The 21877-nt window shown below is 75.3% G+C and carries 18 protein-coding genes; 8 read left to right on the top strand and 10 right to left on the bottom strand.

The features are described 5' to 3' along the window. Window positions 1–142: 142 nt before the first annotated feature. Window positions 143–685, bottom strand: a complete 543-nt coding sequence (locus AB0O19_RS32570; protein ID WP_363589385.1) for a hypothetical protein — start codon at window positions 683–685, stop codon at window positions 143–145. Window positions 686–863: 178 nt separating this feature from the next. Here AB0O19_RS32570 and AB0O19_RS32565 point away from each other — a divergent pair, with 178 nt between their 5' ends. Together AB0O19_RS32565 and AB0O19_RS32560 are read left to right on the top strand one after the other, a co-directional pair. Beyond that, on the top strand, window positions 864–2936 hold the full coding sequence (locus AB0O19_RS32565; protein ID WP_363624752.1) for a BTAD domain-containing putative transcriptional regulator: 2073 nt from the start codon (window positions 864–866) through the stop codon (window positions 2934–2936). Between the two features lie 245 nt (window positions 2937–3181). Then, window positions 3182–4321, top strand: coding sequence for a hypothetical protein (locus AB0O19_RS32560; protein ID WP_363624750.1), 1140 nt, complete (start codon window positions 3182–3184; stop codon window positions 4319–4321). Window positions 4322–4335: 14 nt separating this feature from the next. Here the strand turns inward: AB0O19_RS32560 and AB0O19_RS32555 are convergent, their stop codons facing one another. Both AB0O19_RS32555 and AB0O19_RS32550 read right to left on the bottom strand, forming a co-directional pair. Further along, the gene (locus AB0O19_RS32555) at window positions 4336–5223 is read right to left on the bottom strand and encodes an alpha/beta hydrolase (protein ID WP_363624748.1); all 888 of its coding nucleotides are present in this window, start codon (window positions 5221–5223) and stop codon (window positions 4336–4338) included. Window positions 5224–5329: 106 nt separating this feature from the next. Further along, on the bottom strand, window positions 5330–6553 hold the full coding sequence (locus AB0O19_RS32550) for an FAD-dependent monooxygenase (protein ID WP_363624746.1): 1224 nt from the start codon (window positions 6551–6553) through the stop codon (window positions 5330–5332). Between the two features lie 329 nt (window positions 6554–6882). Between AB0O19_RS32550 and AB0O19_RS32545 the strand changes: the two genes are divergently transcribed. Beyond that, on the top strand, window positions 6883–8136 hold the full coding sequence (locus AB0O19_RS32545; RefSeq protein WP_363589397.1) for an MFS transporter: 1254 nt from the start codon (window positions 6883–6885) through the stop codon (window positions 8134–8136). A 49-nt stretch (window positions 8137–8185) separates the two neighbouring features. Here AB0O19_RS32545 and AB0O19_RS32540 read toward each other — a convergent pair whose 3' ends face one another. The 7 genes from AB0O19_RS32540 to AB0O19_RS32510 all read right to left on the bottom strand — a co-directional run bounded on the left by AB0O19_RS32540 (window position 8186) and on the right by AB0O19_RS32510 (window position 15958). Then, window positions 8186–9064: a helix-turn-helix domain-containing protein gene (locus tag AB0O19_RS32540; RefSeq protein ID WP_363624745.1), complete on the bottom strand. Its 879-nt coding sequence runs from the start codon at window positions 9062–9064 to the stop codon at window positions 8186–8188. 112 nt (window positions 9065–9176) lie between these two features. Then, window positions 9177–10019: a class I SAM-dependent methyltransferase gene (locus tag AB0O19_RS32535; protein WP_363589399.1), complete on the bottom strand. Its 843-nt coding sequence runs from the start codon at window positions 10017–10019 to the stop codon at window positions 9177–9179. Beyond that, window positions 10016–11590, bottom strand: a complete 1575-nt coding sequence (locus AB0O19_RS32530; protein ID WP_363624743.1) for a 4-hydroxyphenylacetate 3-hydroxylase N-terminal domain-containing protein — start codon at window positions 11588–11590, stop codon at window positions 10016–10018. Before AB0O19_RS32530 ends, AB0O19_RS32535 begins: the two co-directional genes overlap by 4 nt. 27 nt (window positions 11591–11617) lie before the next feature. Beyond that, entirely contained in the window at window positions 11618–12148 is a 531-nt protein-coding gene (locus AB0O19_RS32525) for a flavin reductase family protein (RefSeq protein WP_363624741.1), read from the bottom strand. Then, the gene (gene asnB / locus AB0O19_RS32520; protein WP_363624739.1) at window positions 12145–13980 is read right to left on the bottom strand and encodes an asparagine synthase (glutamine-hydrolyzing); all 1836 of its coding nucleotides are present in this window, start codon (window positions 13978–13980) and stop codon (window positions 12145–12147) included. Before asnB ends, AB0O19_RS32525 begins: the two co-directional genes overlap by 4 nt. 1 nt (window position 13981) lies before the next feature. After that, the gene (locus tag AB0O19_RS32515) at window positions 13982–14761 is read right to left on the bottom strand and encodes a hypothetical protein (RefSeq protein WP_363589405.1); all 780 of its coding nucleotides are present in this window, start codon (window positions 14759–14761) and stop codon (window positions 13982–13984) included. Between the two features lie 255 nt (window positions 14762–15016). Beyond that, on the bottom strand, window positions 15017–15958 hold the full coding sequence (locus AB0O19_RS32510; protein ID WP_363624737.1) for a response regulator transcription factor: 942 nt from the start codon (window positions 15956–15958) through the stop codon (window positions 15017–15019). A gap of 742 nt (window positions 15959–16700) precedes the next feature. Here AB0O19_RS32510 and AB0O19_RS32505 point away from each other — a divergent pair. The 5 genes from AB0O19_RS32505 (at window position 16701) to AB0O19_RS32485 (ending at window position 21850) form a co-directional block, all read left to right on the top strand. Continuing rightward, the gene (locus tag AB0O19_RS32505) at window positions 16701–17645 is read left to right on the top strand and encodes an ABC transporter permease (RefSeq protein ID WP_363624735.1); all 945 of its coding nucleotides are present in this window, start codon (window positions 16701–16703) and stop codon (window positions 17643–17645) included. Between the two features lies 1 nt (window position 17646). Beyond that, a complete protein-coding gene (locus AB0O19_RS32500) occupies window positions 17647–18582 on the top strand; it encodes an ABC transporter permease (RefSeq protein ID WP_363624733.1) in 936 nt (311 codons plus the stop codon). Then, on the top strand, window positions 18579–19361 hold the full coding sequence (locus AB0O19_RS32495; RefSeq protein ID WP_363624731.1) for an ABC transporter ATP-binding protein: 783 nt from the start codon (window positions 18579–18581) through the stop codon (window positions 19359–19361). The genes AB0O19_RS32500 and AB0O19_RS32495 overlap by 4 nt, the downstream gene beginning before the upstream one ends. Then, window positions 19358–20155, top strand: coding sequence for an ABC transporter ATP-binding protein (locus tag AB0O19_RS32490; RefSeq protein ID WP_363581886.1), 798 nt, complete (start codon window positions 19358–19360; stop codon window positions 20153–20155). The genes AB0O19_RS32495 and AB0O19_RS32490 overlap by 4 nt, the downstream gene beginning before the upstream one ends. A 75-nt stretch (window positions 20156–20230) precedes the next feature. Next, entirely contained in the window at window positions 20231–21850 is a 1620-nt protein-coding gene (locus tag AB0O19_RS32485) for an ABC transporter substrate-binding protein (RefSeq protein WP_363624729.1), read from the top strand. Window positions 21851–21877: the final 27 nt, after the last annotated feature.

The following is a 21877-nucleotide window of genomic DNA, read 5'->3' as shown; positions in this document are numbered from 1 at the left end:
GGGGGGGGGGGGGGGGGGGGGGGGGGGGGGGGGGGGGGGGGGGGGGGGGGGGGGCCCCCGCGGGGGGGGGGGGCCCCCCCCCCCCCCGGGGGGCCCCCCCCCCCCCCCTTCTGCCGGCAGTCCCGGAGGTTCCAGGCGCCGGTCAGTTCCAGGGGTTGGCCGCCTGGTCGTTGATGGCCGTCCAGAACCGCGTGTTGTTGGGGATGTTGCCGTAGGCCCAGAAGGTCCAGCCACCGGTCTGCGCCAGGTCGGACCCGAAGTGGCCGTCGTGGAACTCGGCCTCGCGCCAGCCGGCCCCGAAGGAGGCCTGGCAGAGGCTGTCCGCCGCGGCCCGGCTGTTGAGCCGGGCGCCCTTGACCGGCTGGCTGAGGGCGACGGTGCCCTGTGCCCAACCGTTGTAGAAGCCGATGCTGATCCCGGACGGGGCCGGGCTGCCGTCGACGTTGAGGCAGAGCACGGGCAGCGAGACCGACGGCGCGGTGTCGCCGTTGTAGGCGTTGCTCGGGCTGCCCCCGGGGCCGCCGACCTGGACGGTGCCCTCCGGGCCGTAGGCGACGACGGACCAGGTCATCCCCAGGTGGGTGCCCGGTCCGGTGGCGGCCTCGGCCGGGGCCGCGGACAGCGGGATCAGGGCGGCTGCGGCGACGGCGGTCGCGGTGGCGACGACCTTCTTCAGACGGTTCATCAACTGCTCCTGGTTCGAGGCGTCTCGTCAGGCGACCGGCTCGTTTCGGCCGGTGCACAGCAAAGGTCTCAACCGGACGCACACAACTGGCATGATCTGGTCATTGATCCATCACCGCCCGTGCCCATCCACGCGCAGCGACGGTCCGGCCCGGCCCGCGGATCCCAGGGAGGGACACTTGGAGTTCAGGATCCTCGGCTCGCTGGAGGTGTGGACCGGCGACGGGAGGCGCGTCCCCTCCGAAGGCTCCCGGCAGGAGCGACTGCTCGCCGCCCTGCTGCTCAACGCGGACATCTCCGTTCCCGTCGCCCGTCTGGTCGACGCCGTCTGGGACGAGCGGCCACCGGCCACCGCCACCCGCCAGGTCCGCAACCTCGCCGGGGTGTTGCGGCGCCGCTTCGCCGAAGCCGACCCGGACGCACCGCCGGTGCTGCTGACCGACGGCCGCGGCTACCGCATCACGCTCACCGGCCACCGCCTGGACGCCCGCGCCTTCACCGACCGACTCGCCCTCGCCCGCCGCGAGGCCGCCGCCGGACGATCCCCGGCGGCGGTCGACGGGCTCCGCGAAGCGCTCGCCCTGTGGCGCGGCCCCGCACTGGACGGACTCGCCGTGGACGCGGACGCCCCGGGCGCGGTCGCGCTGGACGAACTGCGACTGACCGCCTGGGAGGAATGCCTCGATCTGGAGCTCGCCCTCGGCCGGCACCGCGCGGCCGTCCCCGAGCTGACCGCGCTGGTGGTCGACCACCCGCTCCGGGAACGCTTCACCGGACAGCTGATGCGCGCACTGCACGGTTCCGGGCGCGCGCCCGAGGGGCTCACCGCCTACCGCCGGTTCACCGAGCGGCTGGCCGACGAGCTCGGGCTCGACCCCGGGCCGGAGCTGCGGGCGCTGCACCTGGAACTACTGGCCACCGAACCGGTCCGCCCCGAGGCGGCGCCGACCGCAGCGGCCCCGGTGGCCACACCCCCCATGGCAGCACCCCCAGCGGCCGCACCCCCGGTGGAGGCGCCGCCGCCCGCCCAACTCCCGCCCGCACTTCCCACCTTCGTCGGACGCGGCACGGAGCTTCGCGTTCTGGACTCGCTGCTCACGACGCCCGCGACCGGTGCCACCGGCGCAGCCGTCCCCGTGTGCGCGCTCTCGGGCCCGGCCGGGGTCGGCAAGACCACCCTGGCCGTCGACTGGGCCCACCGCGCCCGGGACCGGTTCCCGGACGGCCAGCTCTACGCCGACCTGCACGGCTACTCCGTCGCCGCGCCCCTCGACCCGCACACCGTCCTCGCCCGCTTCCTGCGCGCCCTCGGCGTGCCCGGCGACCGGATCCCCGCAGCGCCGGACGAGGCGGCCGCGCTCTACCGCTCCCTGCTGGCCGACCGCCGACTGCTCGTGGTCCTCGACAACGCCCGCGACGCCGAACAGGTCCGCCCGCTGCTGCCGGGTGCCCCGGACTGCCGCACGGTGGTCACCAGCCGCACCCGACTCGACGGCCTGACCGCCCGCAACGGCGCCCGCCCCCTGGTGCTCGATGTCCTGCCCGCCCATCAGGCCCTCCGCCTCCTGGCCCGCATCGCCGGCGAGCACCGCACCCGCGCCGAGCCGCACGCCGCGGCCGAACTCACCGCCGCCTGCGGCCGACTGCCCCTCGCCCTGGCCATCACCGCGAGCCGCCTCGCCGCCTTCCCGGGCCGCAGCCTCGCCGACCACGCCGCCGAACTCCTCGACGCGGAACACCGGTTGAGCGCCCTACAGATCGACGGTGACGCCACCTCGGCGGTCCGCGCCGCCTTCGACCTCTCCTACCGCTCGCTCCCCGCCGAGGCCCGATCCCTGCTCCGGCTGCTCGCCCTGGCCCCGGCCGTCGGCGTCAGCTCCGGCGCGGCAGCCGCCCTGACCGACACCCCCACCGCCGCCGTCCGGCCCGTCCTCGACCACCTGGCCACCGCCCACCTGCTCACCCACGAGGACCGCCACCGCTACCGGCTCAACGACCTCCTGCGCCTCTACGCCGCCGAACGCTGCACCGCCGAGACCGGTACCGCCGAGCGCCGCGCCGCCCTGGAACGCCTCAGCTCCTGGTACCTCCACCACGCCGACTCCCCCACGCCGCCGCCCTCCCCTCCCGCCGCGGACCACCCGTGGAGCCGGGGCCACCACCTGATCGGCCTCCACCTCGACGAATGGGTCGAGGTGGACCGCCTGGCCGCCCTGGCCGCCTGCGCGGCGCAAGCGCCGGACGCCCCCTGATCCCGGCCCCGGCCGCCAACCCATGGACTGCTCCTCGACCACGTGGCCGATCGGGCGGCCCCGCGCGCCCCGCCAGGTGCCCCGTCACGCGCCCCGTCATGTGCCGTAGGCATGGGCGCCATGGCGTCTACCCCGAGTCGTCGACTACGCCATTGGCGCCCAACTCGCCTTCCCCGCCCCATACTCTGGCTCCCGCCGATGCGGAGGCATCGTGTGTCACAGGGGAGGATTTCGTGAAGTCGCTCATGGCAAAGGCCCGTTGGCTGGGCACCGCGGCATCGGTCGGCCTGCTGCTGACCACCGGGACCGGGGTCGCCACCGCACAGCCCGCCACCGCCGCGGCCCCCCAGGTCGTCCCGGTGGGGTACGCGTACCCCACGACCGCCGTCACCCCGGACGGCACGAAGGCCTACGTCGGGGTGACCGACGACCCCCGCGGCACGCCCGCGGTCAAGGTCGTCGACACCCGGACCGGCGGGATCACCGCCCGGCTCACCCTCTCCACCGCCGCGAACTCCTTCGTCGGCGCGCTGGCGATGAGCCCCGACGGCACCCGGCTGTACGCGACCGTGGGGGCGCAGCACCTGGTCACCATCGACACCAGCAGCGACACGGTGTCCGCCGACGTCCTGCTCCCGATCCAGCCGCACCCCGACGGGTACGTGGACGGCTCACCGAGTTCCCTCGCGGTCAGTCCGGACGGCGCCGACGTCTACCTGGCCCAGAACGGGCCGCGGCAGCGCTGGGGCTTCCAGCCCGCCCGGGTCCTCGCGTACTCGACCGCCGCCGGCGCCTTCACCGCCTCCGTCGGCGTCACCAGCTTCGCCGTCGGTTCGATCGTCCTGCGCCCCAACGGCGAGGATCTGTACGTCACCACCGGGGACGGCTTGGTCCACCTGGCCGCCACACCCACCTCGCTCACCACCGTCCGCACCTTCACCGCCGGCCACGGCGCCTCCGGCAGCGCGGTGCTCAGCCCCGACGGCGGCACGCTGTACGGCATCGGCGGCTACGAGAGCGACTACCTCGTCGACACCGCGACCGACACCGTCACCGACAACTTCCACTTCGCACCGGGCAGCACCGGCCTCGGCTACCCGGTCGTCAGCCTGGACGGCCGCCGCCTCTACTTCGCCTCCACCTGGTCCGTCTTCATCACCCCGGGCGGACCCACCCCTCCCGGCTACCACAACCGCAGCGCGATCCTCTCCTACGACACCGAGGCCCACGCGCTCGTCCCCGCCGAAACCGTGAACCCGCAGCAGGTGGAACTCGCCACCGGACTGGCACTCGGCCCGGACGGCCACACCTTCTACCTCGGCGGCAACACCTACCCCGGCGGCGTTCCGGGCACCGCCGCCAGCCTGGAGATCATCAGGACCTGACGGTCAGTCAAGTCCTAGGTAGAACAGCCTTCGACGATCCGGCGGATCTCGCGTGCCAGGGCGTCGGGGTCGCTGGTCGGCACCATGTGGTCGGCGTCGGCCGCCAGCACGTGGCGGCCGACCTCGGCCCGACCGACGCGGTAAGCATGGGAGGCGTTCACGGCTTCCCGGACCTTCGGGCCCATGCCGGTGGAGGTCCGCACGGCCGAGACCACCGTGAGCGGGATGCCGCCGAGGGCCGGCGGGTTCTCCTTCAGGGCGGTCAAGTCCGCGACGACGGAGGCGAGTTCGGCGCCCCTCGTGCGGATGGTGGAGACGGTGAAGCCCTCCTCGCGCATCTCGGCCGCGGCGTCCGCCGGCAGGGCGTCGAGCATCGGGCGGAAGGCCCGGGCCAGCAGGCCGGTGCGGGCCAGCAGCATGCTGACCGCCTGCCCGATCCGCTCCTGGCGGCGCACCGAGGGCGCGAACACCAGGTCACAGGACTCGTCCGTCGGGTCGGCCAGCACCAGGCCCGCGATCCGCTCGGGGCGGGCCGCGGCGGCGATCCGGACGATCGGCCCGCCCCAGCTGTGCCCGACCAGGACGAACGGCCCGTGGCCGAAGCCGCCGAGGTGGTCGAGCAGCTCGTCGAGGTCCTCGGCGAGGCGGCGCAGCGGGCGCGGCGCCGGGTCCGGAGCGCTGCGGCCGAGCCCGCTGCGGTCGTACGCCACCGTCGCCGCGACCCCGTCCAGCCGGAGCTGCACCGGCGCCCAGTACGAGCGGCTGGAGGCGAGCCCACCCTCCAGCACGACCGTCGGCACGACCGTCGGCGCGCCCTCGCCGCCGGGCCCCGGCCGCCGCATGTAGAACAGCTCCCGGCCGTCCCGTGTCCGCGCCCGCCCCGGCTCACCCTGACTGTGCATCCCCGGCACCGCCCTCACCCTCGGCCATCCATCAAGTTTGGTTAGCCTAGCCTCACTTCCCCGGTGATCGCGACCACCTGCGAGGCGACGGCGGCGACGGGGGCCGTCAGTAGTCGACCAGGTCGAAGACCGTGGCCGCGCGGAAGGCCTCGCCCAGCTCGGGGCCGGGCCGGTCGAAGCCCTCGACCCCCTCGGGGTCGGCCTCCGTGGTCTCGAACCGGCCCCTGGTGTGGTCGAGGATGGCCTGATTGGCCGCCACATGGCCGCGCAGCCGCTGCTCGTAGGCCTGGTAGGCGGCCTCGTGGTCGCCGTCGGCCGCGTGCAGTTCCCCGGCCAGCACATAGGCGGCGGTCAGGGCCACGCTGGTGCCCTGGCCGGTGGCCGGGGAGCAGCAGTACCCGGCGTCGCCGAGCAGGGCGACCCGGCCCTGCGACCAGCGGTCCATCCGGATCTGCGCGACCACGTCGTAGTGGAAGGCGTCCCCCTCCCCCAGGGACTTGAGGAACTGCGGCACCTCCCAGCGCATCCCGGCGCAGCGCTCGGCCACCAGCCGCCGCTGCTCCGCGAGGTCGCGCGGCAGCAGGTCCCCGACCGGCTCGTCGGACGTGAAGACGGCGAAGACGCGCAGCTCGCTGTTGTCCCGGACGGTCATCGCCATGCAGCCCCAGGCGGCCTGGCCGTTGGGCTGGTGGATGACCTCCCAGTGGTCGAGGCCGAGGTGGTTGGGGGCGCTCCAGCCGGCGATGTAGATGCTGGTCGGGTGCAGGTAGTCGGCCTCGGGGCCGAAGACCAGGCGGCGGGTGTTCGAGTGCAGGCCGTCGGCGCCCACGACGAGGTCGAAGGACTGCTCGTCGCCGCTGGTGAAGCGGACCTGGACGCCCTCCTCGTGCTGCACGAGGGTGTCGATCGACTCGCCGAAGCGGTACCGGACGCCGGGCCGGGCCGCCCCCGCCAGCAGGGCGGCCAGTTCGTCGCGCAGGATCTCCACGTCCGGGCCGTCCACGGCGCCCCCGGTGGCCGTCCACTCGGTGGTGCGCTTGAGCTCGCGGCCGTCCGCGTCGACCAGGGACATGCCGCGCAGTCCGGTCCTGCGGGCCCGGACCTCCTCCAGGAGGCCCATCCGCTCGATGACCTCCAGGGCGTTGCCCCGCACGTCCACCGCCTGTCCGCCGCCCCGGAGTTCCGGGGCGCGCTCGACGACCGTGACGTGGAAGCCGTAGCGCTCCAGCCAGTAGGCGAGGGCGGTGCCGGCGATCCCCGCGCCGGAGATCAGGACCGAGGTGGTGCGCGAGTGGTGCGGTCGGGCGCTGTTCGACGTGGTGCTCGACATGGTGGACCTCCCGTGAGTCGATGTCGTGCCGCCAGTCTCGCCACGGCGGCCGACAGGTCGCTCACAGGACGCTGACACGACCGGCGAGCGACCGCCGGACCGCCGACAGACCACCGACAGACCACCGGCAGGCCGCGTCACCGACCGCGTCACCGGCCGGGCCGGGGCGGCAGCCTGTGACCTGGGGTCACAGGATGACCGCCTGTCTGGCTGGCCGCGAGGGCCGTCCGCAGGATGGCCGCATCGGACTCCTGCCCTCCCGTCGCGGCCGCTCGCGCCTGCCGTCCGAAGGCCCGGCCGCTCCCTCGCACGACAAGGTGGTGATCGCTGTGAGCAGCATCTCCGACCCGCCCCGACCCGAACAGGCCGAGGACGTCCCGCCCCTGGCGCCGGCCCAGGCCTTCGAACGGTGGCGCTACGCGGGAGTGTTCCTCCTGCTGTTCCTGTTCGGCACGGAGACCTTCCTGGTGTCGCCGCTGCTGCCGACCATCGCGGACTCGGTGCACACCACCGAGGCGGCCGCCGCCTCCAGCGTCACCGCCTACGTGCTGGTGTACGCCGTCGCGGCGCCCTTCCTCGGGCTGCTGAGCGACCGGTTCGGCCGCCGCCGCACCCTGGTGGCGGGCACCGTGCTGTTCGTCGTGTCCAACGCGGCGGCCGCCCTCTCCACCGGGCTGACGCTGCTGGTCGTCTCCCGCGCGGTGGCCGGGCTGGCGGCGGCGGCGGCCGGGCCGGCGATCTGGGCGCACATCGCCGAGACCGCGCCGGAGGCGGTGCGCGGCCGGGCCCTCGGCCTGGGCATGGCGCTGTTCTCCTGCGGCCAGGTGATCGGCGTGCCGCTCGGCGGCTTCCTCGCCGGACTGGCCGGCTGGCGGTCGGCGTTCTGGGCGCTGACCATCGGCACCGCGGCGGCCGTGCCGCTGCTGCTGAGCCAGGTCCAGCGCCGTTCGGCGCAGGCGGCCGCGCCGCAGGTGGGGGCGGTCCGGGCGATCCTGGCGGGCTGGGCCGACCCGACGCTGCGCCGCGCCCTGCTGGTCAACACGGTGTTCAACACGGCCAACCTGGGCGCCTACACCTTCCTCGGCGCGGTGCTGGTGCAGCGCTTCGACCTGTCGGTGCAGGCCCTGGGCCTGGTGGGCGTGCTGGTCGGCGCGGGCAGCCTGGTCGGCTCGCTGCTGGGCGGCCGGCTCGGGGACCGGGCCAGGACCGCCGGGCGCTCCGACCTGCCGCTGCTGCCGCTGTGGGGCGTGCTGCTGGCGGCGGGCGTCGCGCTGGCGGCCAAGGGGCCCGGCCTGGTCCTCGCCCTGGCCGGCGTGGTGGTGTGGTTCCTGGCCTCCGGAGGCTTCGTGACGGACCAGCAGACGCTGGCCGGCACCATCGCCCCGGAGCTGCGGGCGACCTCCAGCGCGTGGCTGACCTCGACCATGTACGCGGGCACCGGCCTCGGCGCCTGGGCGATCGGCACGTTCGGCAACGTCGCGGACGGCACCCTGCTGATCGGCACCGGGCTCGCGCTGGTGGCCGCCCTGGGCGCGCTGGCGGTCAGCCTCGGCCTGCGCCGGTCCACCGCGTCGGGCACCTGAGGCCCCGCCGGAACGGCCGGGCCGCCCCGGGGGACCGGCGACCGGCGGCTCAGCCGACCCGGCGCTCCCCCTCCACGCCGCCGACCGCGCGCAACGGATGATCGACCAGTTCGGTCATCCGCGCCCGGTCGGCGGCGCCGTGCGGGGTGAACAGCAGCACCGTCGCGGTCGGGTCGTCCACCGGGTGGAAGGACGACAGCGTCAGCCGGACCGCGCCGAGCCCGGCCGGCTCGACGGTGACGGTGCGGACGGTCAGCTCCGCCACCGAGTGGCAGCCCCACCAGTGCCGGAACTCGGGCGCGTCCTCGTCCAGGTGCCGGTAGACCTCGCCGGTGCGGGGGTCGGCCAGGGCGGGGCCGGCCTGCGCCCGGAACTGCTGGAAGACGTTCATCGCGAGCGGCTCCCAGTCGCGGAACACGGCCCGCACCCGGTGGTCGGCGGCCATCACCCACATCAGGTTGCGCCGGTCCGCGGGGACGAACTCGGGCGAGCCCCAGAGCGCGACCCAGGCGGCGTTCCAGCCGAGCAGGTCGAAGTGCCGGTCGAGCAGGACGGCCGGGCTGGTGGGCCAGGAGTCCAGGACCGGCCGGATGGCCGCGGCGAGCCGGTCGGCGCCGTCCTCCGAGGCGGCGGCCGCCGTCGGCTCGTGGTAGCCGGCCAGGCGCATGGCGTGCCGCAGCCCGGCCGCGTCCAGCCGCAGCACCCGGGCGATCGCCTCCAGCACCTGCCGGGAGGCGGTGACCCTCCCCTGCTCGACCCAGGTGTACCAGGCCAGGCCGACGCCGGAGAGGGAGGCGACCTCCTCCCGGCGCAGACCGGGGGTGCGGCGCCGGGTGGTGGCGGTGAGGCCGACGTCGGAGGGCTTGAGGAGCTCACGATGGGCGCGCAGGAAGGCGCCGAGTTCCCTGCCTGCGGGGGGAGTTGACACGGTTGGCTCCTCGGCCCTGGTCGGTGCCGTCGAATGCGGGGGTGTGGGCTGCCACCAGCGTAGACGCAGCCCGCCGCCCACCCCAGGGGTGAGCGGCGGGCTACACATGTTGTTAACGAGACGTCAGCTGCCACAGCCGGACGGGCATGTGGCTGACGTGGCCGCGCTCCTGCTGCCGGCGCCAGGCGCTCTCGCCGACCGCGCGGAAGAAGGCGGGCCGCTGCTGCGCCGGCACCGCACGGCTGTAGTAGTCGCCGAAGGTGGCGGCGTGGAAGTGCTCGTACTGGGCGGCGCCGTCGACGGTGACCACGGCGTCGCGCTCCAGGTGGCCGGCCACCGCGAGGTGCGGGCCCACCACCGCCGCGAGCTCGTCGACGGTCCTGGTCCGGGTCGCGATCGGCAGCACCCCGGCGCGCTCCAGGACGCCGGGCACCTCGTCGTACGGGGTGCCGAGGGCGACCAGGGCCTCGCGGACCAGCTCGTCCTCACCGCCGAGGCCGCGCTCGTCCCGGGCCGGGTGGTAGGTGGTGAGCAGGAAGCGGCCGCCGGGGGCGAGGTGGGCGGCGGCCCAGGCGAAGATCCGTTCCTCGTCCGGGTACAGCCAGTGCAGCACCGAGGTCTGGGTGATCACGTCGGCCCGGAACGGCAGCGGCTCGGGCACGGTGAGGTCGGCCCGGTGCAGGGCGACCCGCTCGCCGTAGGGCTGGAGCCGGGCGGCGGCCTCGGCGATGCGGTGCTCGGAGCGTTCCAGGCCGACGGCGCGCCGCAGGGAGGGGAAGCGCTCCAGGGCTTCCTGGAGCAGCTGGCCGATCCCGCTGCCGAGGTCGATCAGGGACTCGGGGGCTCCGGTGACCTGGTCGAGCACCCAGTCCCGGTCCTGGACCTGGCGCAGCCGGCTGGCGTCGGCGTACCCCGCGAGGGTACGGGCCTGGATCTCGACGGCGGACGTGCTCACGGCTGGTTCTCCTCCACGGTGGACGGCTGTTCGGTGGACGGCTGCTCGGTCGGCGGCTGTGCGGCGGACGGCTGTGCGGCGGCGGGCTGCTCCGCGACGCCCTGGTCGACCAGGTGCAGCAGCCGTTCGCGGGCGGCGCTCTGGTCGTACCGCTTGAAGAGGTTGATCCGGTTGCGGGCCAGGTCGCCCCGGTGCACGTACTCGTAGAGGTCCTGACGCTGGCCGAAGCCGTCGCCGGTCAGCTCCCAGGCGATCCGGAAGAGCCGGGCCTTGCGTTCGGCGTCGATGTCCCGGCCGCGCATGTAGCGGTCCAGATGCGGGCGCAGCCGGGGGTTGGCGAGGTCCCCGGCGGTGGGCTGGATGAGCAGCCCGGAGGCGCCGATCCTGCGGACGATCTCGACCGCGCTGCCGGCCACCTCGGCCGACCAGACCCGGGAGGCCGCCGTGTCGCCGGGGGCGAACAGGCCGCCGTCGGTGAGGCCGCCGCGCGCCTCGGCGGCGTCGAGGAAGTACTCGGTCAGTTCGGCGTACCCGGCGAGGCGGCCCAGGTCCTCCTGGATGTTGCGGAAGCCGTCCACGCCGATCGACTCGGCGACCAGGGTGGCACTGGCCAGCAGGGTCCGCAGCCGCTCGCGGTAGCGGATGTGGCCGACGTAGGCGCTCCAGGCGTTGATCCGGCCGAGGCCGGTGCGCGCCAGGTTCGCGTCGCGCAGCAGGAAGACGCGGTCCCAGGGCACCAGGACGTCGTCGAAGAAGAGCATCGCGTCCTGCTCGTCGAACCGCGCGCCGAGCGGGTGGGCGTGCCCCCAGGAGGCGCTGCCGAGCGGCTCGCGGGCGAGGGTGATCAGGCCGGGGGTGTTGAGCGGCAGGGCGAACCAGGTCACGAACTGCTCGCCCCGGCCCTCGGTGAACGACGCCGAGAGGTAGACCAGCACCTCGTGGGCGATCGGGGCGAGCGTGGTGAGCTGCTTGGCGCCGCGCACCACGATGCCCCGGTCGTTCTCCTCCACGACGCGCAGGGCGAGGTCCGGGTCGTCGAGCGGGTTGGCGGAGCGGTCGATCTGCGGGTCGCCGAGGGCGTGCGAGAGGACCAGGTCGTTGCTCGCGCAGTGCCGGTACCACGCCTCGGCGTTGGCGCCGAAGCGCGGGTCGGCCCCGGCCAGCCGGTGCCGGAAGTCGTAGACGCCGACGGCGATCGAGGCCATGAAGGCGGGTGAGCGGCCCTGCTGCCCCAGTGCCTCGGCGTGCCACAGCTCGGCGCTGCGGCGCTGGAGCCGCAGGTCCTCCAGGGTGCGCGGGGGCTGGTAGGCGCGGGCGAGCCGCAGGCCGCTGTCCGGGTCCTCCCAGGTGAGCAGGTCGCGGTGGGCCGGGTCGTGCTGGAGGTCGATCAGGCGGGCCAGTTCGTCCACGGCCGGGCGGAACGCGGGGTGCTCGGCGGGGTTCGCGATGCGCTTGCCGTCGAGGTAGAGCTCGCGGCCGTCGTCCAGTTCGGCCCGGTACCGGTCGCCGGTCAGCAGGCCGCGGGCGGTGGCGGGTGCGCCGCGGCCGGTGATGGTGCCCAGCAGTGTCATGCGCCAACTCCGTTTGATGTCAAGGGTTCAAGGGTTCAAGGGTTTCGGGTCGATCACGCGGTACCGGCCGTCGTGGTAGAGCAGCGGGTCGCCGTCGCCGCGGTCCGCGGCGGCGACCCGGCCGACCAGGATGGTGTGGTCGCCGCCGGGCAGGGTGCCGTGCAGCCGGCAGTCGAACCAGGCCAGGGCGTCGTCGACGAGCGGGGCACCGGTGACCGCCGTCCGCATCGGCACCGCGGTGAAGCCGCCGAGCGCGCGCCCGGCCCCGGGTGTGGCGAAGCGCCGGGCCACCGCCGACTGGCCGTCCGTCAGGACCGAGAGGCCGAACCGTCCGGCGGCGCGGGCCGCGGCCACGAGCGGGCTGTGGCGGCTGACCGCGACGGTGACCAGCAGCGGGTCGAGGGAGAGGGTGCTGAAGGAGGAGACCGTCTTGGCGAAGACCTCCTCGTCCACGCGGGTGGTGACCACCGCGACCCCGGTGGTCCAGCCGCGGGAGGCGGCCCGGAAGGCCTCCTCGGTGGCCTTCGCCGTGGTCACGGCCGCCGCGGGGCCGCTCATCGCAGCCCCACCCGGTAGGCGCGCAGCCACTCGTCGACCTGGACCAGGTGGTCGAGGCCGCCGACCGGGTTCGGCGCGGTGCGCGGGCTGGGCAGCGGGCGGCCCTCGGCGAGCAGCCGGCGGACCGGCTCGCGGTCCACCAGCTCGAAGACCGGCGCGTTCGGGTCGGCCAGCAGCTCGTGCGCCCGGGCGGTGAGCACCTCGGTGTAGCGGACGGCCGGGGTGGAGGGGTAGCCGCTCTTGGGCCGGTCGGTGACCTGCGGCGGGAGGAGGTCCCGGACGGCGTCGCGGAACAGGCCCTTGGCCCGCCCGTCCGGCGCCTTGAGCGCCCACGGGACGTTCCAGAGGTACTCCACCAGGCGGTGGTCGCAGAACGGCACCCGCACCTCCAGGCCGACCGACATCGACACCCGGTCCACCCGGTCCAGCAGCGGGGGGAGCCAGCGGGTGAGCGCGAGGTGGAAGACCTCGCGGATCCGCGCGTCGGCGGCCGACTCGCCGGGCAGGCGCGACACCTCGCCGAGCGAGCGGTGGTAGGCGGCGGCGGTGTACTCCTCGGGGCGCACCTCGGCCCGGACGTCCGGGCGCAGCAGGTCCGCCGGCGTGGCCTTGCCGTGCAGCCACGGGAAGGTGGGCGCGGCGACGGCCTGCGCGTCGTGGAAGTACGGGTAGCCGCCGAAGATCTCGTCCGCGGCCTCGCCGGAGAGCGCGACCGTGGAGCGCCGCCGCACCTCGCGGAAGAGCAGGTGCAGCGAGGCGTCCATCTCGCCCCAGCCGGGCCGGTCCCGGGCGCGCAGGACGGCGTCGCGGGCGTCCAGCAGGTCGTCGTCGGGCACCAGGACGGTGGTGTGCAGGGTGCCGATGTGCTCGGCGGCGGCCTGGACGTACGGGGCGTCGAGGGTGGTCCGCCAGGCGTCCGGGGTGCGGTCGGTGCTGCCGGGGAAGTCCACCGAGAAGCTGGCGATCTTCCCGTGGCCGGCCCGTTCGCGGGCGGCCGCGGCCAGCGCGGTGACGGCGCTGGAGTCGACGCCGCCGGAGAGCAGGGTGCACAGCGGCACGTCGCTGATCAGCTGCCGTTCGACGGCGTCGGCGAGCAGGTCCCGGACGGTGCCGCGGGTGGTCGCGGCGTCGTCCCGGTGCTCGGCCGACTCCAGCCGCCAGTAGCGGAGTTCGCGGGTGGCGCCGCGGCCGACGACCACCAGGTGGCCGGGCCGGACTTCGTGCAGCCCGCGGAACAGCCCGTGGCCGGCGCTCGGCGCGGCGGGCAGCGCGAACAGTTCGGCGATGCCCTCGGCGTCCAGTTCGGCGCGGAACAGCGGGTTCGCGAGCACCGCCTTGGGCTCGGAGCCGAACAGCACCCCGGTGGCGTGGGCGTGCCAGTACAGCGGCTTGATGCCGAGGTGGTCGCGGACCAGCAGCAGTTCCTCGCGCGCGGCGTCCCACAGGGCGTAGGCGAAGATGCCGTTGAACCTGGTCGGCGCGTCCTTGCCCCACTGGAGGTGGGCCCGCAGGACCACCTCGGTGTCCGAGCGGGTCCGGAAGACGTGCCCGAGGGCCTCCAGTTGCGCGCGCAGCTCGCGGTGGTTGTAGAGCTCCCCGTTGTAGCAGAGCACGGCGCCGGCGTCGGGCCCCGGGCGGTCGGCGAGCGGCTGGACCCCGCCGTCCAGGTCGATCACGGACAGCCGGCGGTGGCCGAACGCGGCGTGCCGGGAGAGCCAGACGCCGTCCGCGTCCGGGCCGCGGCAGGCCAGGGTGGCGGTCATCTCCCGGACCGTCCGCGCCTGGTGGCGCAGGTCGGTGTCCCAGTCGATCCAGCCGGTGACACCGCACATCTCAGGACTCCCCCGGTTCGTCGTTGGCGGCGGGCCCGGCCGCGGCGCTCGACTCCCAGCGGCAGCCGTGGCCGGTCGGGCCGTTGGTCAGGCGGTGCGCGGGCCGGTAGCCCTTGGCGCGGATGTTGGCGGACAGCGCCTCGGTGCAGTAGGTGCAGGGCGAGGCGAGGGTCAGCTGGACGCCCGAGCGGCGGGCCTTCTCGCGGTAGTCCCAGATCGCGCAGTGCGTGATGGTGAGCGCCGCGTGCTCGGCGCCGGGCGGCTCCTCGTCGTCGAACTCGTACTCCGAGCCGTACAGTTCGGCCTGCCGGGCGATCCGGTGGATCGGGTCGGCGGCGCCCCGGCCGTGGTCGGGTTCGACCTCGCGGTGCACCTCGGCATTGGACCGGGCCCAGTCCCCCAGCCCCTCCTCGCCGTAGCGGCGCACGAGGAAACGTTCCATCAGCGCCTGGTCGCGGAAGAACACCCGCTGCCACTCCGGGGCCGGGGCGTCCGGCGCGGGGAGGTCGGCGAAGAGCTCGGACTGCAGCACGAACCAGTCGGTCAGGTGCAGCCCGTTCCCGCGCGACACCAGGTACCGCGTCAGGCCCGCCTCGGCCTCGTGCAGCCGCTGGCGCCAGAGCGCGGACCGCTCGGCGTCCGACATCGCGCGGTACGGGGACCGCGGCTGCTCCGCGCCGGGGCTCCGGTGGCTCGCGGCGGCCAGCACCGCCGTGCGCGGGCCGGCGTCGGCACCCGCCGCACCGGCGGAACCGGTCGGGCCCCCGGTCCTGTCGGACACACCCCCCATCGGGCCATCTCCCTTCGGCTGGACGATCCTTCGGACCGTCTCGTGTGGTGGTCGTTTCCCGCCACGCTACGGAGCGGGCCAGGCGCCCCGGTAGCCCCGAACGGCGCCGCTCAGGGCGCCGATCGTCGCCTCGCGCATGCTCCGAAGGTCACCTGCGGGAGGCGGCCGGAACACGACGGAGGGCGGGCCCCGCGTGCTGCGGGGCCCGCCCTCCGGAGGGTGGCGACGAAGCTGTACTGAGACGAACTACCCGGCGAGGCCGTGCCGGTGGGCGTAGAGCGCGGCGCGCAGCCGGTCGGGCTGCCCGATCTTGCGCATGGCCTGGGTGAGGTGCTTCTTCACGGTGGCCTCGGCCAGGGCGAGTTCACGCCCGATCTCGGCGTTGCTCAGCCCGAGCCCGAGCTGGACCAGCACCTCCCGCTCACGCTCCGTCAGTCCGGCGTGCTGCGGCGGCAGTTCGCCGAGGTGCTGCGGGGGCACCGCCGTGTGGGTCCGGGCCGGCGGCGGCGCGGGCAGGAACACCGACCCGCCCGCCGCGGCGAGTTGGACGGCGCTGATGATCCGGTCCTCGGCCAGGTCGAGCGGGAAGCAGCCGCTGGCCCCGGCCAGCAGCATCCGGCTGGCCTCCGCGGTCGACTCGGCCCGGCGCAGCAGCAGCACCCGGGCGTCGGGCGCCGCGTCCGGGCCGCGCAGCGCCACCACGACGGCGAGGTCGGCCTCCAGGCTCGCGCCGCGGCCGAGCAGGATGACGTCGGGGGCGACCCGGCGCACGGCGGCCACCGCGCGCAGCGGGTCGCCGGTGGACCCGACCACGGCCAGTCCGGGCACGGTCGTCAGCACGCTGCGCAGCCCGGCGCTGGCCACCGAGTGCCGCTCGACCAGGAACACCCGGGCATCGGCCGTGCGGTCGCGGTCCTCCTCCACGCACATCGGATGGCCGCACCCGCAACCGGTGGCGGTCGGCCCCACCGGGGGTGGCGGCGTCACCGTCTCCGCCAGCAGCTGGTGACCGGCGATCAGGTCGAGCGGGTTGTCGATCTCGGCCTGCGCCGGTGGTGCGCCGTGCACCGGCGGCGCGCCCGCGGCGGGGGCGTCCACCAGGGTGGCGCCGCCGCAGGCGCCGCGTCGGGCGGGGAGCCGGCGGCCGCGCGGGCCGGCCGGAACGGCGAGCTTGCTCACTGCGGCCATCGCGCACCCCCGGGGGCGGAGGCAGGGCGTCTGAGGTACGGCATGGCGATACGGTCCCCTTGCTGGTGGCGGGCCGGCCCGGTGGGCACGGGTGCTGCGGCGAGGATCCGTCGAGGACGCGCACGGGCGTCGGCTGCGGAATCCGGGACTGGGGAGGGGCGCCGACCGCAGCGACTGGGAACGGGGCGGTCAGCGCGCAGCGCGCGGGCGACAGAGCTCGTCGAAACACCGTCGGTGCCACGAGCCGCCGATCCCGACCAGGGTGATGTCGGTCCGCCGAATAGCCATGCGGGGAACCCTAGGTCCGGTTCCTTGTGCAGGTCAAGGACGGAACCGGGGCTCAGCGCCCTGGGCAGTGGCGGTCCTGACACTCCGGATGCTGTGACCAGGAGTAACAGCATCAAGTGCTGACTGGCTGTCCGGGCCACCGGTCCGCAACGCTCCTTCAAGCGGCCGCAGCTGCCGGAGCGGCACCGACGTCCCACGTCCCACGGACCGCCCGACCCGTGCTCCGGCACCCGATCCCGCCCGGACGCGGCATCCGCCCCCGGCGAACGGCCCGTCCCACGGCCCCGGTCCGGCGCTCCAGCCCACCGGACGCCGCCGGTGACTGCCGGTTACCGCTGGTGACCGTCCCGACCCGCTCCCGAACCGCCCCTCCCGGAAGGACCACCAGCCCCATGCCCGCCCCGCCCAACCGGCCCGCCGCCGGCCAGTCCGGCGCCACGCCACGGAGGGCCGGGTGACCCGCTTCCTGCTGCGCCGCCTCCTGCTGGCCGTACCGACCCTGCTCGGCGTCACCGCCGTCGTCTTCACGACCGTCACGCTCGTCCCCGGCGATCCGGTGGCCCTCTTCCTCGGGCCGGGCGCACCGCCCGAGGCCCGCCGCGAGCTCTCCGAACGGCTCGGCCTGGACCAGCCGTTGCCCGTCCGCTACGCCTCCTGGCTCTGGCACGCGCTGACCGGCGACCTCGGCACCTCCGTCTCCGGTCAGCGCCCGGTCGCCGACCTGCTGCTCCCGGCGCTCGGCCAGACGCTGACCCTGACCGCGGCCGCCTTCCTGCTGGTGCTGGTCGGCGGGGTGGCGCTCGGCGCCGTCGGCGCGCTGCGCCCGCGCGGCCCCGGCGGGCGGATCTCCGGCGCGCTGTCCGCCCTCGCGGTCTCCGCCCCGCAGTACTCGGTGGCCCTGCTGCTGATCGCCGTCTTCGCCGTGGGCCTGCGCTGGCTGCCGGCCGGGGGCACGCACGACGTGTTCGGCTCCGGCGGCCTGCCCGACCTGGCCCGCCACCTGGTCCTGCCGGCCGTGGCCGCCGCGCTCGTCCCGCTCGGGCTCACCGCCCGGGTGTTCCGGGCCGCGCTGGGGGGCGTGCTGGCCGGCGAGCTGGCCGACTCGCTGCGCGCCCGCGGCCTGCGCCCGGCCACCGTGCTGCGGCACTGCGTGCACAACGCCTCGCCGGCACTGCTGACCATCGGCGGCCTGCAACTCGCCTACCTCCTGGAAGGGGTGATCTTCGTGGAGACCCTGTTCGCCTGGCCCGGCGTCGGCCGGCTGCTGTACGACGCGCTCACCTCCCGCGACCTGCCCCTGGTGCAGGGCGGGGTGCTGGTGGTGGCGGTCGCGTTCGTCGGCGTCAACATCCTCGTGGACGCGGCGCACGCGGCGATCGACCCGCGAGTAAGGAACTGATGTGACGTCACGTGTCCTCGCCCGAGCGAACCTCGGCCTGACCGTCCCCGCCGCCCTGGCCGCGCTGCTGGTCCTGCTCGCGCTCGCCGCGCCGCTGGTCGCCCCGTACGACCCGGCCGCCGGGCGGCTGGCGGACCGGCTGCTCGACCCGGGCAGCCCCGGCCACCCGCTCGGCACCGACGGCCAGGGCCGCGACCTGCTCAGCCGGCTGATCTGGGCCGGGCGCGCCTCGCTCACCGGCGGGCTCGTCCCCGTCGCGGTCGCCGCCGTCGTCGGCACCCTGCTCGGCGTCGTGGCCGGGCTCGGCGGCCGGGTCACCGAACAGGCCCTGCTGCGCCTGCTGGACGTGCTCTACGCCTTCCCCGCGGTGCTGCTGGCGATCGCCATCGCCTCGCTGCTCACACCCGGCCTGGGCGCGACCGTGCTCGCGCTGTCGGTGGTGCTCACCCCCGCGGTGGCGCGGGTCGCGTTCACCGAGACCCGGCGCGTCCGGGCCGCCGAGTACCTGGTGGCCGCCCGGGTCAGCGGCGCCGGCTGGGGGTCGCTGGTCCTGCGCCAGGTCGCCCCGGTGGTGGCGCCGGTGGTCCTGGTGTACGCGTCCTCGCTGGTCGGGCTGGCCATCATGTACGCCGCCGGGCTGTCCTTCCTCGGGCTCGGGGTCGCCCCGCCGACCGCCGAGTGGGGCGCGATGCTGGAGGAGCTGCGGCCCTCGCTGCTCACCCACCCCTGGGTGGCGGTCCTGCCGGCCCTGGTCATCCTCGCCATCTCGGTCGTCTTCAACACCCTCGGCGAGACGCTGCGCACCCGCGTCGGCGACACCGCCGCCCTGCTGGCGCACGCCGCCCCCGCCGCCGCGAGCCGGTCCGCCGACCGCTCCACCGACAGCTCGGCCGACGGCTCGGCCCGGCCGCGGGCCGCGAAGCGGGTGGGCGCATGAACGCGCTGCTGGAGATCGACGGCCTGACCGTCGAGTACCCCGGCGGGGTCCGGGCCGTCGACGACGTCTCCCTCGCCCTGCCCGCCGGCCGCTCCCTGGTGCTGCTCGGCGAATCCGGCAGCGGCAAGACCACCGTCGCCCGCACCGTGCTCGGGCTGCCGGGGCACGGCGCCGCCGTCACCGGAGGCGTCCGGCTCGCCGGGACCGACCTGCGGGCGCTCGGCGAACGCGAACTGGCCGACGTCCGCGGCCGGCGCATCGGCTACGTGCCGCAGGACCCGACCGCCTCGCTCGACCCGCTGCGCCGGATCGGCCCGCAGCTCGCCGAGGTGCTGCGGCGGCACGGGATCGCCGCCGACCGCCGGGCCGCCCGCGCGGCCGTCCCGAAGCTGCTCGCCACCGCCGGCATCCCGGACCCGGAACGCGTCGCCCGGGCCTACCCGCACGAGCTCTCCGGCGGCCTGCGCCAGCGCGCCGCCATCGCCGTCGCGATCTGCTGCGGCCCGGAACTGCTGATCGCCGACGAGCCGACCACCGCGCTCGACGCGCTGATCCGCGGGCGGATCCTCGACCTGTTCACCACCCTGCGCGCCGACTGCGGCATCGCCCTGCTGCTGGTCACCCACGACCTCGCGGCGGCCCGCCGGATCGGCGGCACCGTGGCGGTCATGCGGGCCGGCCGGATCGTCGAGCTCGGGCCCGCCGAACGGGTGCTGGGCGACCCGGAACACGCCTTCACCGCCGCCCTGGTGGCCGCCGAACCGGGAGCCCGCCGATGAACACCGTCGACCACGCCCGGCCGGACGCCGTCCACGCCCCGCCGGGCCCGGTCCTGGTCGTCGACGCCGTCACCAAGCGCTACGGCGACCGGACCGCCCTGGACGCCGTCAGCCTCACCGTCGCGCCGGGCGAGACCGTCGGCCTGGTCGGCGAATCCGGCTCGGGGAAGTCCACCCTGGCCCGGCTCGCCCTCGGGGTGCTGGCCCCCGACGCCGGCAGCGTCCGCTTCGCCGGCCGCGATCCGTACCGGCTGCGCGGCCGCGCCGACCGGGCGCTGCGGGGCCGGCTCCAGTTCGTCCCGCAGGACCCGCGCGGATCGCTCAACCCCAGCCTGCGCGCCGGGGAGGCGGTCGCCTTCGCGCTGCGCCTGCACGGCACGCCGCGCGCCGAACGCGCCGCGGCCGTCGCCCGGCTCTTCACCCAGGTCGGCCTGGAGCCCGCGCTCGCCGACCGCTACCCCCGGGAGCTGTCCGGCGGGCAGCTCCAACGGGTGGCCGTCGCCCGGGCCCTGGCCACCGGGCCGGACCTGGTCGTCTGCGACGAACCGACCTCCGCCCTCGACCGCAGCGTGCAGGCCCGCCTGCTCGACCTGCTGACCGACCTCCAGGAACGCACCGGCCTGGCCTACCTGTTCATCTCCCACGACCTCGCCGTCGTCCGGCACCTCGCCCACCGGGTCCTGGTGCTGCGGCACGGCCGGGTGGTCGAGGAGGGCCCCGCCGGCCTGCTCTGGGACTCCCCCGCGCACCCGTACACCCGGGCGCTGCTGGAGGCCGCCACCGGCGTCGCGTGAGCCGCCGCCGAAGCCCGTGCCGACACACCGCTGAACCTCCGTACCCCCGCACCACCGAACCGACGAGGAATCCCCATGACGCGCACCAGCCGTATCCGCTCCAGAGCCGTCGCCCTGCCGGCCGCCGCCGTTCTGCTCGCGGCGGCGGCCGGCTGCGCCGGCTCCGACGGCGGCGGCTCCGCGGGGGCGGGCGGCGGTGACGGCCGCGGCGGCACCCTGGTCATCGGCGCCACCGGCAAACTCCCCAACCCCGACACCGTGATCGGCGGCGCCGGCTTCGAGGGCAAGCGGCTGGTCTCCTTCCAGCTCTACGAGGGCCTCACCCGGTACGAACTGCTCAAGGACACCGACAAGCCGCCGGCCGTCACCGGCGCCCTGGCCACCGACTGGCAGGTCGCCGCCGACGCCAGGACGTGGACCTTCACCCTCCGCAAGGGCGTCACCTTCCAGGACGGCACCCCGTTCGACGCCGACGCCGTGGTCTTCAACCTGGCCCGCTACCTCGACAAGAAGAGCCCCGAGTACACCGACGCCCTCGGCGCCGCCGCCGCCGAGTACGCGGGCGACATCGCCTCGTACCGCAAGACCGACGCCGACCACGTCGAGCTGGTCACCAAGGACCCCAACGGCCACTTCCCCGAGGACCTCGCGCACGTCCTGATCGCGAGCCCCACCGCCGTCCGCAAGTCCGGCTCGGCCGACTTCGCCCAGCACCCGGTCGGCACCGGCCCCTTCTCGTTCGTCTCGCAGACCGAGGGCCAGCAGATCGAGCTGGCCGCCAACAAGAGCTACTGGCGCGGCGCCCCCAAGCTCGACCGGCTCGTGATCAAGGCGCTGCCGGACGCCGCGGCCCGCACCGCCGCCCTGCGCTCCGGCGGCGTGAACTGGATCGAGTACCCGAACCCGGACGACATCGACAGCCTCAAGGCCGACGGCGTCCAGATCGCCACGAACAGCTACGACCACCTCTGGTACTGGATCCTGGACACCTCGAAGGCACCCTGGGACAACCCGCTGGTCCGCAGGGCCGCCAACTTCGCGATCGACCGCAAGGCCATCGCCGAGAAGCTGCTGCACGGCACCGCCGACCCCGCCTACCAGACCGCACCGCGCGCCACCGCCGCCTACGACCCCGCCGGCGACGTCTACTCCTACGACCCCGCCAAGGCCCGGCAGTTGCTCGCCGAGGCCGGCGTCCCGAACGGCTTCAGCACCTCCGTCACCGTGCCCACCGGCGGCAGCGGCAACCTGCTGCCGGTGCCGATCGCCGAGGCCCTCCAGCGGGATCTCGCAGCCGTCGGCATCAAGGTCGAGCTGCGCACCACCGACTGGACCACGCTGATCGGCGCCGAGGCCAAGGGCCAGGTGGCGCTCGGCTCGGACGCCGTCGCCCAGTCCACCACACTGTTCCAGTCCGAGGCGCTGCTCCCGCTGTTCATCGGCTCCAAGAGCCCGTTCTGGACCGGCCACTACACCAACCCGCAGGTCGACGAGCTGCTCGCCTCCTCGGCCGCCAATGCCGACCAGACCGCCCGGCAGGCCGGGTACCGCAAGGCGCTCGCCCTGGTCACCCAGGACGCGCCCTGGCTGTTCGTGGTCAACGACCGCAATCCGCGGGCCCTTTCGCCGAAGGTCCAGGGGCTCGTGCAGCCGCAGTCCTGGTTCCTCGACCTGACCACCGTATGGGTCCGCTGACCCGCGGACACCGCCTCTCCCCCGGCT

Source organism: Kitasatospora sp. NPDC091276 (genome assembly GCF_040684355.1).
GTDB lineage: Bacteria > Actinomycetota > Actinomycetes > Streptomycetales > Streptomycetaceae > Kitasatospora.
This window is presented reverse-complemented; position numbering and strand designations above follow the sequence as displayed.